Raw genomic sequence first — 12078 nt, 5'->3', positions numbered from 1 at the left:
ACTACTTGATTTGAGCCGGGTTTCGTTTCACACGAGGCCTTATGATAGGCTTGAGCCGTATGACGGGAAACTATCACGTACGGTTCTTAGGGGAGGGGCTGGCAGTAATGCCAGTCTCTTACCCGACATCAAGAACGAGGCTGACATCCTTAAATTTGTGGACGCTCTCATTTCCAACACAAAAGGCGAAGGCAAGGAAGGCGATCCATTCTGGACAAAATCGGAAACCCTGCTTTACTGCGCCCTCATCGCCTATATCATTTTCGAGGGCCCCGCCGAAGATCGAAACATGAACACATTGGTTGACATGATTTCCGGCATGGAGGTCAAGGAGGATGACGAGGACTTTATGAACGCCGTGGACTATATGTTTGCGGGCCTGGAAAAACGAAAGCCGGATTGTTTTGCGGTCAAGCAGTATAAAAAGTACAAACTGGCCAGCGGCAAAACAGCGAAGTCGATCCTTATTTCCTGCGGCGCAAGGCTGGCTCCCTTTGACATCCCCCAGCTTCGGGAGGTCATGGCCTATGACGAGCTGGAGCTTGACCGCATCGGGGATCGGAAAACGGCGGTGTTCTTTATCATCTCGGACACTACGCAAACCTATAATTTCCTTGTGGCTCTGGCCTTTTCGCAGATGTTCAATCTGCTGTGCGAGAGGGCCGACAATGTTCACGGAGGCCGCCTGCCCCACCATGTACGGGTGCTGTGGGACGAGGCCGCCAACACAGGGCAGGTTCCCCAGCTTGAAAAGATCGTGGCTGTCATCCGTTCCCGTGAGATCAGCCTGACGCTGTTCTATCAGCAGTTGGCCCAGTGTAAGGCGATTTACGATAAACACGCCGAAACCATTTTGGGAAATATGGACAGTGTGATATTCCTCGGAGGCCGGGAGGCCAGCACCATCAAGGAAATATCCGAGAACTGGCTGGGTAAGGCTACAATCTCCATGCAGACGGACAGCCGCTCCCGTGGCCAGTCGGAAAGCTACAGTCAAAATAACCAGCGGCTGGGCCGGGAGCTGATGACACCCAGCGAACTGGCGACCATGCCCGGGGATAAGTGCATTTTACAGCTTCGGGGCCTGCCCCCGTTCTATTCCCCAAAATACGATTTGAAAAAGCACCCGAACTACCGATATACGGCTGAAGCCGACAAAAAGAAAAACGCCTTTGACCTTGACCGGCTTATCAACCGCCGCAGGCGGCCCGGGCCGGACGAGCTGTGTGAGGTGTATGCCGTGGCTGTGCCGGACGATGGGCTCACAAGCGAGGACGAGGACATCCTCAATTATGATGACATCGACGATCCGGACGCCTTTGCATAAACAGGGCTTTGGGACAAAGTGTCCCGAAGTATGTAACCCGCCGCCAGAAATGGCGGCTTTTTTCATGGCCGGGAATACCCCGGAGAAAAGGAGGCTCTATGGAATTTTTCACTTCCGCTATTGATACTTTGCAGACCCTTGTTGTGGCTCTCGGTGCTGGTCTTGGCGTGTGGGGCGTTGTCAATCTGCTGGAGGGCTATGGATCGGACAACCCAGGTTCCAATGCTCATGTGCGGTAAAGAAGCTAAACCAAGACAAAGGCAGCCAAGGCTACCGCTATACCGTATAAGAATGGAGCAGTAACACCAAGATGTTGTTGCTTCATTTTCATATTTCCAAATTTCTTTGAACGCTGTTGACTTCTATTACGGTTAGTGATATATTTATTACAGTAACCGTAATAAGGAGGATAAACAATGCGTGATAATATGAAAGGTGGTGCGCTTACAGAAGTGACATTTTACATTTTACTTTCTCTCTATGCTCCAAAACATGGATATGCTGTCATGCAATTTATTGAAGAAAAAACAGGTGGGCGGCTTTCATTGGGAGCAGGCACTTTGTATGGTGCGCTAAACTCTTTGCAGGAAAAGGAATGGATTAAGCCTTGCGGAGATTGTGAAGGTAGAAAAAAAGAATACATCATTACCTCACTGGGAAAAGAAGTTGCGAAAAAAGAACTTGTAAGGCTTAATGAACTTGTAGAGGTTGCAAGTGGAATTATTGGAGGTACAGTATGAGTAAAAAATGTTATCATTTTTTTGGTGGTCTGTTGAATGCACAGGCGAATTGGCTGAATAAAATGTCGGAGAAGGGCTATCGTCTTATTCGAGCGGGGAAAATGTTATATGAGTTTGAAGAATGTAAACCTAATGAAGTAAAATACTGTGTAGAATTTATCGGAGAAAAATCGAAAGAGAATGCAAAAGACTATTCCCTCTTTTTGGAAGATATGGGCTATAAGGTATTTTTCAAAAATATCAATCTTAACTATTCTGTCGGTAAGGTGCGTTGGCGTCCATGGGCTGAAAAAGGCGGACGCATTGCGACCAACACTACAACCTTCAACCGTGAATTGTTGATTGTAGAAAAAGAGAATGATGGAAAGCCGTTTGAACTTCATACTTCCTATGAGGACAAGGAAAACTATTACAGAAATCTGCGTAATCCATGGTTGTTGATACTGCTTATGTTTGCAATATTTGCAGTTATAAATCATTCGATTGTTTTTGGTGTGCTTGCTTTGATTTCTCTGATTCCCGTTCTTGTATATCAAATACAAATCATGCACAACAGACAAGAAGCAAAAACACAAGAATGATAATGAACTATAAATAGCAAATCCAGCCGAGCCAGTCAACGGCAAGTAAATGGGCTGCACCCACCGTTGACAGCCCCGTCTGTCCTTGCTGGTGGGTAATCAAGGGGCGACAGCAAAAAGTGCTGCCGCCCTTTCCCATAATCGAAGAAAGGGGGATTTTTCATGACTGAATACGAAGCCTATCAAGAGCATATCCGCTATACCCATGACGCCTATTGTCGGATTGTTATTCGCCATGCGTCCTTTGACGCTGCCCGTATGCTGGCGGCGAGGTGGAAACGAGAAATCTCCCTTGAATACTTGACCGAAGAAAAGTTTGTCCCGTTCAGTACCACAGACGAGTATTTTCAAGTGCCGGACTATGGCGAAACTTATCCGTTCTCTGTCCGGGGGAAGACGATACTTTTAGATAGCTGCTCCCTTGCGGCGGCTCTTGCCGGGCTGCCAGAACAGACGCAGGAGGAAATCTTTTTGTATTACTTCAAGCACTTGACGCAGAAAGAAATCGGAGAACAAAGCGGCTGGACACGCAGCACAATCGGGCGGCATATCCAACTTGCCTTGAAGCGGCTGAAAGAGGAAATGGAGGTGCTGTCCCATGAGTGAGCGACTTCTCCCCTATGACACTATTGTAAAGGCACATGAGGGCGACCCCATAGCAATACAAGCTGTCCTTGACCGCTACGCCGGATATATTCGTTACTTCTCCAAGATGAACGGCTATTATAACTCTGATATGGAGGACTACATCAGAACAAAGCTGATTGAAAGCCTGTTCAAGTTCCGTCTTGACCGTTGAGTTTGGATTGATGATATGATAAAATCATTTTAACAAATTATAATTCTGGGGAGGTGTAATAGATGGATAAGAAACGGTTGAAACGAGCGCTGGGAGTTGCAATCCCACTTGCTGTCATCATAATCGGCATAAGTTATAACAGCTATATTAAGATGCACACTTTCACCCTTTCAGGTGGTGAGATAGTGAAAAGCGAACAGATACAGCCTGTTGGCGGAAAGGTAAAAGTTACTGGTACTGCTGATACAGATGTTGTATTTACGGATATTGAAAGCGGAGAAACTTATGTAATAGGTTACATTACTTCTAGGGTAGGCGATACAATTAAACTTGAGCGAGGAAAATGGTACAGAGTGGAAGGCATTGGAGAACTTACAGTGAGCCCCGTCAATGTTCGTATAGAATAACAACTCCCAGTTTGTCACACTAAACAACCATAAAAACTGAATATCCCGCCGCCCCGCAGCGGCACATGAAGCAGTAAGTCTGAAAAAGATTTGCTGCTTTTTTGCGCCCATTTTTGGCAAATCGGGAAAGTGTCGGTACTGGTATGTGAGCAAGGAAATTTCCCGCTTTCTATCAAACAGCGGGCAGAACGCAGCTTCCGAAACGCCTTATTGTCGGGAAAGACTACGCCGCCGGAAAAGTTCTTGCCGGAAAGTCCGTCCATTCTGCCTTTTTGTGGTTTGTATGGAGTAAGGGGAGAACGCCCGCCCGCAGCCTTTTATGAAAAAGTTGGTTATGATTTCCCGAAAAAGTGGCAGTAGGAAGTGAACGGCAGTCCGGCAGTTTCTTAGAGCAAGTTTCTACCACAGTACCAAAATTCGCTTACCGCTCATTTTGCCCCTGCGGGAAACTTGTTGGGGAGTGCCTTCCCCAAACCCTGCTTATGCGGCTTACGCCGCCCATTATCGCCGCGTCCATGCGGCAACAGAAAGGAGGTCTTGCACCATGCGAAAGAGATACAACACGCCACACCGCAGCCATGTCATCAAGACGCGGCTGTCTGATGAAGAATACGCCGACTTCACGAAGCGGCTTGCCCCCTATGGTATCAGCCAGTCAGAGTTTTTGCGGCAGGCAATCCGGCGGGCAGCCATACGCCCCGTTATCCATGTATCGGCGGTCAATGATGAACTGCTTTCCGCTGTCGGGAAGCTGGCTGCGGAGTATGGGAAAATCGGTGGCAACCTAAATCAGATTGCCCGCTGTCTGAACGAGTACGGCGCACCCTATCCCCAGCTTGCAAAGGAACTAAGGGGGACGGCTGCGGAACTGGCAGCCCTCAAGTATGAAGTCTTGCAGAAAGTAGGTGGAGTGGTTGGCGATACTCAAACATTTCAGCTCTAAAAATGCAGACTACGGGGCAGCCGAAAAGTATCTGCTGTTCCAGCATGACGAGTTTACCATGAAGCCCGTCCTTGATGAAAACGGGCGGCTGATACCAAGGGAGGATTACCGCATTTCTTCCCTTAACTGCGAGGAGGAGGATTTTGCTGTCGCTTGTATGCGAGCCAATCTCCGCTATGGGAAGAACCAAAGAAAAGAGGACGTAAAAAGCCACCACTATATCATCAGCTTTGACCCGCGGGACGGCACAGACAACGGTTTGACTTCCGACCGGGCGCAGGCGTTAGGCGAGGAATTTTTCCGGGAACATTTCCCCGGACACCAAGCCATTGTATGCACCCACCCGGACGGGCATAACGGCAGCGGAAACATTCATGTGCATATCGTTATCAACTCCATGCGGATTTCCGAAGTCCCGTTCCTGCCCTACATGGAGCGACCTGCCGACACAAGGGAGGGCTGCAAGCACCGCTGTACGGACACCGCCCTGCGCCATTTCAAAGCCGAAGTCATGGAGATGTGCCACCGGGAGGGACTTTACCAAATCGACCTCTTGAACGGCAGTAAGAACCGCATAACAGACCGGGAATACCGGGCGCAGAAAAATGGACAGCTTGCCCTTGATAAAATCAATGCGACTATGATTGCGGACGGTATTGCACCCCGGCAGACCAAGTTTGAAACGGACAAGGAAACGCTGCGCCGGACAATCCGGCAGGCTCTTTCCCATGCTTCCAGCTTTGACGAGTTTTCTTCCCTGCTTTTGCGGGAGGGTGTGACGGTCAAGGAGAGGCGGGGGCGGCTGTCCTATCTTTCGCCGGACAGAACCAAGCCCATTACCGCCCGGAAGCTGGGGGACGATTTTGACCGTACCGCTGTCCTTGCCATGTTAGAGAAAAACGCCCACAGAGCCGCCGAACAGACCGCAGCCATAGCCGGATACCCTGCCGCTGTCAAAGAGCCGTTACAGAGGGGAAAAACCGTCAAAACCGCCCCGAACCATGACGGCATACAGCGCATGGTTGACATAGAAGCTAAGAAAGTCGAGGGCAAGGGACGGGGTTATGAAAGGTGGGCGGCACTCCACAACTTGAAGCAGGCGGCAGCTTCCCTTGCCGTTTATGAGCAGTCCGGCTTTTCCTCTCTGGAAGAAATGGAAGCCGCTCTCACAGAAGCCTGCGCCGGATTGCAGGACACTACCGCCAAGCTGAAAACACTGGAAAGCACCTTATCCGGCAAAAAGGAACTGCGGCGGCAGATATTCGCCTTTGCAAAGACCAAGCTTGTCCGGGAGGGGCTAAAGGCGCAGAAATCGGATAAAGCCCGCCAAGCCTACCGGGAGCAGCATGAAAGTGATTTTCTCATTGCAGATGCAGCTGTCCGGTACTTCAAGGAGCAGGGCTATACCAAGAAGCTGCCCGCCCGGAAAGACCTGCAAGCCGAGATTGAGCAGCTAACCACCGAGAAAAACGCCCTCTACTGCCAGTACCGGGAGAAAAAAGAGCGTGTCCGGCAGCTTCAGACGGTCAAGGGCAATATCGACCAGTTACTACGCCGGAGCGAGCCGCAGCACAGAAAGGAGCAGAGCCATGAACGGTAATATCCCCCGCATGGACTACCGCCAGTACCGGGCAGCCCGCCGCCTTGTGCATGAGTGCTGCAACTATGACAGCGGGAACTGCCTGCTGTTGGAGGACGGCGAGCCTTGCGTGTGTGCAGAGTATCAGCTATTCGCTGCTCTGCCGCTGGTTTACCGTCGCCGTCCTGCCCCTTGATGAAGCACTGGAAGCCGCCCTCATGCGCCGGGGAAGCCGGAAACGCTGCGCTGTCTGCGGGGCGTTCTTCTTCCCCAAATCCAACCGGGGGAAATACTGCCCGGATTGCGCCGGACGCATGAAGAAAATGAAAGCCGCTGCGAGAAAGCGGAAACAAAGGGAGAAATGTCACGCTTTAGGGCATTTCAAACCCGCATAAATCAAGGCTTTTGGGGAGGGTGTCAAAGGGTGCGTGATACATTTATCCTTTTCCCCCGAAAACGCCCTCTAAAAGCGTAACAGAACCCACAGACAGACACGACAAAGGAGGGAAAACCTATCGCTGATTATATGACCGCAGAAACGGAGCTGCCCGCCTACCTGCCTTATCCCCGTTTCCTGCTGAAAACAGAGATATCCCATACCGCCAGAGTGTTATATTCGCTGCTGCTAGACCGTTCCACACTTTCCAAGAAGAACGGCTGGCAGGACAGCGAGGGGCGGATATATATTGTCTACCCCATAGCAGAGATAGCGGAAACGATGAAGAAAGGCTGCACCACCATAAAGGGCGCACTGAACGAACTGGACGCTGCGGGGTTGGTAGAGCGCAGGCGGGCGGGCTTTTCTTGTGCCAACCGCCTTTATGTGAAAGTGCCGTCTGTTCCAGTGGTACAGTTTTCCGACCAACTGACGGACAGAAAACCGACCCTCATAGGGGCAGAAAAGCGAACAACTGACAGCCGGAAAACTGACCTTATGACGGTCGGAAAACCGTCCCCTAACCAAACTAATATAAACAACCTAATAGAGAGCCAAACAAAAAGAGTGAGTGAGGGGCAGCCCCCCGCCGCTTATGGCAGATATAAAAACGTATTCCTTTCTGACGCAGACCTTTTGGAACTGGAAAAGGACTTCCCCGGCAAGTGGGAGTATTACCTTGACCGTCTTTCCTGCCATATCGCTTCCACCGGGAAGCAGTACAAAAGCCATGCAGCCACCATTTACAAGTGGGCGCAGGAGGACGCTGCAAAAGAGAAGCCAAAGAAAGGCATACCAGACTATTCATTCAAGGAGGGAGAAAGCCTATGACCGATACAATCCACAACACCATGCTACCCATGACCGACACCACAGCCGAGCCGGAGGATTACACCGGGGAGGACGGGCTGTTATACTGCGGCAAATGCCACAAACCCAAAGAAGCCTATTTCCCGGAGGGCAAAACCCTTTTCGGGCGTGACCGCCACCCGGCAGAGTGCGACTGCCAGAGGGCAGCCCGTAAGGAACGGGAAGCCGCCGAGAAGCAGCGCAGCCACCTTGAAACGGTGGAACGGCTGAAACGGCAGGGATTTACAGACAAGACCATGCAGGACTGGACGTTTGCCAACGATAACGGAAGCTGCCCGCAGATGAAGAACGCCGCCGGATATGTGGCAGGCTGGGAACAGATAAAGGACGGGAACTACGGTCTGCTCTTGTGGGGCAGGGTGGGCACTGGAAAAAGCTATTTTGCCGGGTGCATTGCAAACGCCCTCATGGAGCAGGAAGTCCCGGTGTGTATGACAAACTTTGCGACGATACTGGGTGACCTTGCCGCCAGCTTTGCAGGCAGGAATGAATACATTTCCCGCCTTTGCAGCTTCCCTCTGCTCATCATTGATGATTTTGGAATGGAGCGTGGCACAGAATACGGTCTGGAACAGGTCTACAACGTAATTGACAGCCGATACCGGAGCAGGAAGCCGCTGATTGTGACGACCAACCTCACGCTGGAGGAATTGCAGCACCCGGAGGACACCGCCCACGCCCGGATTTATGACCGCCTGCTGGAAATGTGTTCCCCTCTCTGCTTTACCGGGGAGAACTTGAGGAAAGCCGCTGCACAGGGAAAAATGGAACGGCTGAAACGGCTGCTTGCAGGAAAGGAGATTTGTCTATGACCAACACCCAAAGAAACAAACGCCCTGCCCGCCGCCCGGACTGCGTGACCGAGGTACGCATGGGAAACACCGTCCTTGTGGTTTCCGGCTACTTCAAGGAGGACACCACCGCTACCGCCGCCGACAAGATGATGAAAGTGCTGGAAGCAGAAAGCAGCCTGCCCGGAAGCAGACGGGAAGCCCCACAAGAAAAACTGGCATTTTGACAGCGCATAAGGAAGCATTTTGACGCTTTTGCCGCTATACAGACAGCTGCCCCATGTGGTACAATCAAGGTACGGAATAGTGGGGCTGGCTGTCGGAAACGGAGGAATTTATGTTAAGACAGACCACCAAGCAACTCATTACCGCCCTTTACCCAAGACTGTCCCATGAGGACGAACTGCAAGGCGAAAGCAATTCCATTTCCAACCAAAAGCGGATTTTGGAAACCTACGCCAAGCAGAACGGCTTTACTAATCTGCGCTGGTACACCGACGACGGTTATTCCGGCGCAAACTTTGCTGGGGTTAGATAGCGATACTTTTTACATCTACCATGTTGCGGCGGTCATGGTTGACAACTTGCGTCGGCTCCTGCTCGGTATCAACCTGTCCGACAAAGCTATAATGGATTTCGATTTTCCGGGTGTTGGTTTCCCGGTCTAATTCATGTATCAAAATACGGTCGATAAACTCATGGACGTTTTCATAGGTCAATTCCTGTATGTCGCTGTATTTCCCGACAATCTGAATAAACCTTGATATATCCCTTTTTCGCTCGGTAACGGTTGCGATCTGCTGTTGTAACTCGTCTATCCTTGCGGCAAGGGATTTCTTTTCGTCCTCATAGCCGGAAGTTAGAAACACAAACCGTTCATCTGTCAGTCTGCCTAATGCGTTGTCCTCATACAGCTTGCGGAAAAGCGTGTCAAGTTCGGTCATACGCGCCTGTGCTTTGAAAAGTTCCTTTTGCTGCTGCGCTAATGCCTTTCTCGCTTCCATGTCGCCGTACTCGGTAGCTTTACAGATAAAGTCCTGTTCGTGTTCCTTAACATACCGCAAAACCCGCCGCATATCTTCCAGCACTAAATCAAGAAGTACGTTTTTGCGGATATAATGAGAGGTACACTCGCTGCCTGTCCTTGCCCTGTTGCGCCATGCGCCGCAAGAATAGGAAAACTTGCGCGGCTCGATATTTACGCCCTGTTGGTAATACATCTTATGTCTGCAACCAGCGCAAAACAGCAAGCCGGAAAAAATATCAATCTCCGCTGCTTTTGTCGGGCGGTGGCGGGTAGCAATCCGCTTTTGCGCAAGTTCAAAGGTTTCCTCGTCAACAAGCGGCTCATGGGTGTTTGGGAAGAAATAGCGTTGTTCTTCTTCGTTCTTCCGGGTCTTTTTCGACTTGTAGGATACCTTGTGAGTTTTCGCGGTTATGGTATGCCCTAAATATTCCTGCCTTGCTAATATGTCATAGAGCGTTTTGTCCGGCCAAGTATAGGGGGCGATCATTGCCCGCTGATACCGCGCCTGTCCTGTACGCTGATAGCGCAACGCTCCAATCGTCAAGACTTTGTTTTCCGCAAGCCATTTTTGGATTTCGCACATACGCACGCCGCTAACAAACATAGCGAAAACCTGTTTGACAATCGGCGCGGTTTCCGGGTCGGGTATAAGGTGGTGGCGGTTGTTCGGGTCTGGGATATAGCCGTATGGATATTCCCCGTTGACGCGCTCGCCTTTTTGCGCCTGTGCCTGTTTAACTGCGCGGATTTTCTTGCTTGTGTCGCGGGCGTAAAACTCGTTAAACCAGTTCCGCAAGGGGGTAAACTCGTTATCCTCCCGCGCTGTGTCAACTCCGTCGTTGATCGCGATATAGCGTACTCCGTTTTCGGGAAATACAATCTCTATGAGTTCGCCCGTTTTCAGATAGTTTCTGCCAAGACGGGAAAGGTCTTTGGTAATGACCGTCGCCACTCGTCCGGCTTCCACTTCCTGCAACATCGCTTGCAGCCCCTCGCGCTCAAAACTCACGCCGGAAAATCCGTCGTCCACAAAAAACTTTGTGTTCAAAAAATGGTGTTCGTCCGCATAGCGTTGAAGTATCATTTTTTGGTGCTGTATGCTTCCGCTTTCTCCGGCTTGCATATCCTCTTGACTTAAACGGCAGTAAAGGGCGGTGATTTTATTCGACTGTAACATTAGTCCTCCTTTCCGACAGCCGAATAAACAGGTATAATGTGTTGCTATCATTATACCATATCCCGCCGCCTAATGCACTACTCGGACGCTAAAAATCCCGGATTTCCGGGCTTTTTCTGCAAATCCTTTACAATGAGTTTCTCAATCTTTTTATGGATTGTATCGGTTGCCTTTTCACTCGGCAACGCTTGAACAAGATAGGTGATTTTCCCTATTTTGCGTTCGGTTGTAATTGTCTGTTTTTTATCCATTAGAAAAACCTCCTTTTCCTGTATGGATAAACTATATTCGTCAAAAGGCAAAAACGGGCGGTTGTTAGCTGCAACCTCACGGGAGTTTCACCCCGGCCCATGCTTATGGGTGCGCCGCGCAATACTTTGAGGGTGTTCAACGCGGGAGTATCATTGTGCCGCCTTGTATGTCGTCGCCCACAAGCTGCTAAACCTGTTTTACGGCGCGGTAGTTCTCGCTCGGCTTTTCCCCTATGGGGAAAAGCTGTCATGGCGTACCCGCCGACTGGCTCGGTACAGACGGAATGTACCCGTTTGCCTGTTATGCTGCGCACCAAAGGCCGCTTTCTTTGTCAAAGAACAATAGGCTTTGTCGGCCTGCAAAAGCACATCAACAGCGGATATGCTTTTGCGGAACGACAAATAGCCCATAACGGGAAGCGTGGAAAGGGGACACGCTCCCCGCATGGGCTAAAAGATTATCCTACATGAAAAGCAAGGGTGCGGGTAATAAGGCGCACTTGCAGCCTGTTACGCATTTCCTCGTCCACATAGGAATAGGTATTGCCCGCGTCGTCTTTCAGCGTGCGGGTACAAAGTTTCGCTATGTAACCCTCGTAGTGCTTCAAGATCGCGCACATGGCGGTTGTGTCGCCGTTTGCCGCTGCGGAAATGACAGGGAACGGCAACAGATTTTCAGACTTCCTAACGGTATTCATCATCTGCTTTTCCCTCCAAATACTGTTTGATTTTCGCAAGCGCGGATTTCCTGTGCCGGAAAACCGTCGTGCGTACAACATTCAGCAGTTCGCCAATTTCCGCGTCGCTCATATCCAAGAAGTAGGACAAAAGGATAATGTCGCGTTTCCTTTCGGGCAAAGCGTTAAGGGCTTCGGCAAGCAGTTCATTTTTGACGAGTACATCAAAGCCGGACACTTGAAAACGGAAATAATCGCTTTCGTATTCGTCCGTTGTGAAAAGCTGCGCGAGTTCGCTTTCGCTCAAATCCGAAAAAGTAACTTCGCGTGCTGCGCGTTTCGCAAGAGTGCGGCGGTGGCTTTTCGCTTCGCCGACCAAAGTTTTCTTTGCTAATGCGTCGTACTGATGTTGTATTCTTTCCTTGTCGGAAGAAGATAGCTCCATAGAGTTCACCTCCTTCCCGCGTGGAGTA

At 50.4% G+C, this 12078-nt stretch carries 18 protein-coding genes and 1 pseudogene; 14 read left to right on the top strand and 5 right to left on the bottom strand.

What is annotated here, in order from left to right; translation table 11 throughout:
* The 7 genes from HW447_RS16415 to HW447_RS16385 all read left to right on the top strand — a co-directional run.
* A partial coding sequence (locus HW447_RS16415) for a VirD4-like conjugal transfer protein, CD1115 family (protein ID WP_243176329.1) occupies positions 1-1327 on the top strand: 1327 nt, incomplete at its 5' end.
* A 98-nt stretch (positions 1328-1425) separates the two neighbouring features.
* Positions 1426-1566 carry a Maff2 family mobile element protein gene (locus tag HW447_RS16410; protein WP_024729650.1) on the top strand — a complete coding sequence of 47 codons (141 nt, stop codon included), beginning with the start codon at positions 1426-1428 and terminating at the stop codon, positions 1564-1566.
* Positions 1567-1743: 177 nt separating this feature from the next.
* Positions 1744-2067, top strand: coding sequence for a PadR family transcriptional regulator (locus HW447_RS16405; protein WP_176256148.1), 324 nt, complete (start codon positions 1744-1746; stop codon positions 2065-2067).
* On the top strand, positions 2064-2648 hold the full coding sequence (locus HW447_RS16400) for a DUF2812 domain-containing protein (protein WP_176256147.1): 585 nt from the start codon (positions 2064-2066) through the stop codon (positions 2646-2648). The genes HW447_RS16405 and HW447_RS16400 overlap by 4 nt, the downstream gene beginning before the upstream one ends.
* 162 nt (positions 2649-2810) lie before the next feature.
* Entirely contained in the window at positions 2811-3254 is a 444-nt protein-coding gene (locus HW447_RS16395) for a sigma-70 family RNA polymerase sigma factor (protein ID WP_176256146.1), read from the top strand.
* Positions 3247-3447 carry a helix-turn-helix domain-containing protein gene (locus HW447_RS16390; RefSeq protein WP_176256145.1) on the top strand — a complete coding sequence of 67 codons (201 nt, stop codon included), beginning with the start codon at positions 3247-3249 and terminating at the stop codon, positions 3445-3447. The genes HW447_RS16395 and HW447_RS16390 overlap by 8 nt, the downstream gene beginning before the upstream one ends.
* Before the next feature lie 62 nt (positions 3448-3509).
* Complete coding sequence (locus tag HW447_RS16385; protein ID WP_005921702.1) at positions 3510-3854, top strand: hypothetical protein; 345 nt, start codon at positions 3510-3512, stop codon at positions 3852-3854.
* A 14-nt stretch (positions 3855-3868) separates the two neighbouring features.
* Here HW447_RS16385 and HW447_RS16380 read toward each other — a convergent pair whose 3' ends face one another.
* Complete coding sequence (locus HW447_RS16380) at positions 3869-4117, bottom strand: hypothetical protein (protein ID WP_176256132.1); 249 nt, start codon at positions 4115-4117, stop codon at positions 3869-3871.
* Between the two features lie 281 nt (positions 4118-4398).
* On the opposite strand from HW447_RS16380, the gene HW447_RS16375 reads away from it, so the two are divergent.
* The 7 genes and pseudogenes from HW447_RS16375 to HW447_RS16345 form a co-directional block, all read left to right on the top strand.
* Positions 4399-4797, top strand: coding sequence for a plasmid mobilization protein (locus tag HW447_RS16375; protein ID WP_176256144.1), 399 nt, complete (start codon positions 4399-4401; stop codon positions 4795-4797).
* The gene (locus HW447_RS16370) at positions 4769-6397 is read left to right on the top strand and encodes a relaxase/mobilization nuclease domain-containing protein (protein ID WP_176256143.1); all 1629 of its coding nucleotides are present in this window, start codon (positions 4769-4771) and stop codon (positions 6395-6397) included. The genes HW447_RS16375 and HW447_RS16370 overlap by 29 nt, the downstream gene beginning before the upstream one ends.
* Positions 6387-6572, top strand: coding sequence for a cysteine-rich VLP protein (locus HW447_RS18510; protein WP_408609681.1), 186 nt, complete (start codon positions 6387-6389; stop codon positions 6570-6572). The genes HW447_RS16370 and HW447_RS18510 overlap by 11 nt, the downstream gene beginning before the upstream one ends.
* 330 nt (positions 6573-6902) lie before the next feature.
* The gene (locus HW447_RS16360; protein WP_176256142.1) at positions 6903-7643 is read left to right on the top strand and encodes a replication initiator protein A; all 741 of its coding nucleotides are present in this window, start codon (positions 6903-6905) and stop codon (positions 7641-7643) included.
* Positions 7640-8494, top strand: coding sequence for an ATP-binding protein (locus tag HW447_RS16355; protein ID WP_176256141.1), 855 nt, complete (start codon positions 7640-7642; stop codon positions 8492-8494). Before HW447_RS16360 ends, HW447_RS16355 begins: the two co-directional genes overlap by 4 nt.
* Positions 8491-8700, top strand: coding sequence for a transposon-encoded TnpW family protein (locus HW447_RS16350; RefSeq protein ID WP_176256140.1), 210 nt, complete (start codon positions 8491-8493; stop codon positions 8698-8700). Before HW447_RS16355 ends, HW447_RS16350 begins: the two co-directional genes overlap by 4 nt.
* A gap of 110 nt (positions 8701-8810) precedes the next feature.
* A pseudogene (locus HW447_RS16345) lies at positions 8811-8996 on the top strand (recombinase family protein); the annotation flags it as partial.
* 7 nt (positions 8997-9003) lie between these two features.
* Here HW447_RS16345 and HW447_RS16340 read toward each other — a convergent pair.
* The 4 genes from HW447_RS16340 to HW447_RS16325 form a co-directional block, all read right to left on the bottom strand.
* Positions 9004-10677: a recombinase family protein gene (locus HW447_RS16340; protein ID WP_002604471.1), complete on the bottom strand. Its 1674-nt coding sequence runs from the start codon at positions 10675-10677 to the stop codon at positions 9004-9006.
* 77 nt (positions 10678-10754) lie between these two features.
* The gene (locus tag HW447_RS16335; protein WP_002604472.1) at positions 10755-10928 is read right to left on the bottom strand and encodes a transposon-encoded TnpW family protein; all 174 of its coding nucleotides are present in this window, start codon (positions 10926-10928) and stop codon (positions 10755-10757) included.
* 458 nt (positions 10929-11386) lie between these two features.
* Positions 11387-11629, bottom strand: coding sequence for a helix-turn-helix domain-containing protein (locus HW447_RS16330; protein ID WP_002604473.1), 243 nt, complete (start codon positions 11627-11629; stop codon positions 11387-11389).
* A complete protein-coding gene (locus HW447_RS16325) occupies positions 11613-12050 on the bottom strand; it encodes a sigma-70 family RNA polymerase sigma factor (protein WP_002604474.1) in 438 nt (145 codons plus the stop codon). Before HW447_RS16325 ends, HW447_RS16330 begins: the two co-directional genes overlap by 17 nt.
* Positions 12051-12078: the final 28 nt, after the last annotated feature.

Origin of the sequence: Enterocloster alcoholdehydrogenati (assembly GCF_013282095.1) — a bacterium.
Taxonomy (GTDB): domain Bacteria; phylum Bacillota; class Clostridia; order Lachnospirales; family Lachnospiraceae; genus Enterocloster; species Enterocloster alcoholdehydrogenati.
The sequence above is the reverse complement of the archived record's forward strand: the minus strand, read 5'-3'. Positions and strand labels throughout refer to the sequence as shown.

Bases quoted from the DNA above. Each gene is read 5' to 3' on its own strand.
- HW447_RS16410 (WP_024729650.1), top strand. From the start codon at position 1,426: ATGGAATTTTTCACTTCCGCTATTGATACTTTGCAGACCCTTGTTGTG.
- HW447_RS16405 (WP_176256148.1), top strand. From the start codon at position 1,744: ATGCGTGATAATATGAAAGGTGGTGCGCTTACAGAAGTGACATTTTAC.
- HW447_RS16400 (WP_176256147.1), top strand. From the start codon at position 2,064: ATGAGTAAAAAATGTTATCATTTTTTTGGTGGTCTGTTGAATGCACAG.
- HW447_RS16395 (WP_176256146.1), top strand. From the start codon at position 2,811: ATGACTGAATACGAAGCCTATCAAGAGCATATCCGCTATACCCATGAC.
- HW447_RS16390 (WP_176256145.1), top strand. From the start codon at position 3,247: ATGAGTGAGCGACTTCTCCCCTATGACACTATTGTAAAGGCACATGAG.
- HW447_RS16385 (WP_005921702.1), top strand. From the start codon at position 3,510: ATGGATAAGAAACGGTTGAAACGAGCGCTGGGAGTTGCAATCCCACTT.
- HW447_RS16380 (WP_176256132.1), bottom strand. From the start codon at position 4,117: ATGGACGGACTTTCCGGCAAGAACTTTTCCGGCGGCGTAGTCTTTCCC.
- HW447_RS16375 (WP_176256144.1), top strand. From the start codon at position 4,399: ATGCGAAAGAGATACAACACGCCACACCGCAGCCATGTCATCAAGACG.
- HW447_RS18510 (WP_408609681.1), top strand. From the start codon at position 6,387: ATGAACGGTAATATCCCCCGCATGGACTACCGCCAGTACCGGGCAGCC.
- HW447_RS16360 (WP_176256142.1), top strand. From the start codon at position 6,903: ATGACCGCAGAAACGGAGCTGCCCGCCTACCTGCCTTATCCCCGTTTC.
- HW447_RS16355 (WP_176256141.1), top strand. From the start codon at position 7,640: ATGACCGATACAATCCACAACACCATGCTACCCATGACCGACACCACA.
- HW447_RS16350 (WP_176256140.1), top strand. From the start codon at position 8,491: ATGACCAACACCCAAAGAAACAAACGCCCTGCCCGCCGCCCGGACTGC.
- HW447_RS16340 (WP_002604471.1), bottom strand. From the start codon at position 10,677: ATGTTACAGTCGAATAAAATCACCGCCCTTTACTGCCGTTTAAGTCAA.
- HW447_RS16335 (WP_002604472.1), bottom strand. From the start codon at position 10,928: ATGGATAAAAAACAGACAATTACAACCGAACGCAAAATAGGGAAAATC.
- HW447_RS16330 (WP_002604473.1), bottom strand. From the start codon at position 11,629: ATGATGAATACCGTTAGGAAGTCTGAAAATCTGTTGCCGTTCCCTGTC.
- HW447_RS16325 (WP_002604474.1), bottom strand. From the start codon at position 12,050: ATGGAGCTATCTTCTTCCGACAAGGAAAGAATACAACATCAGTACGAC.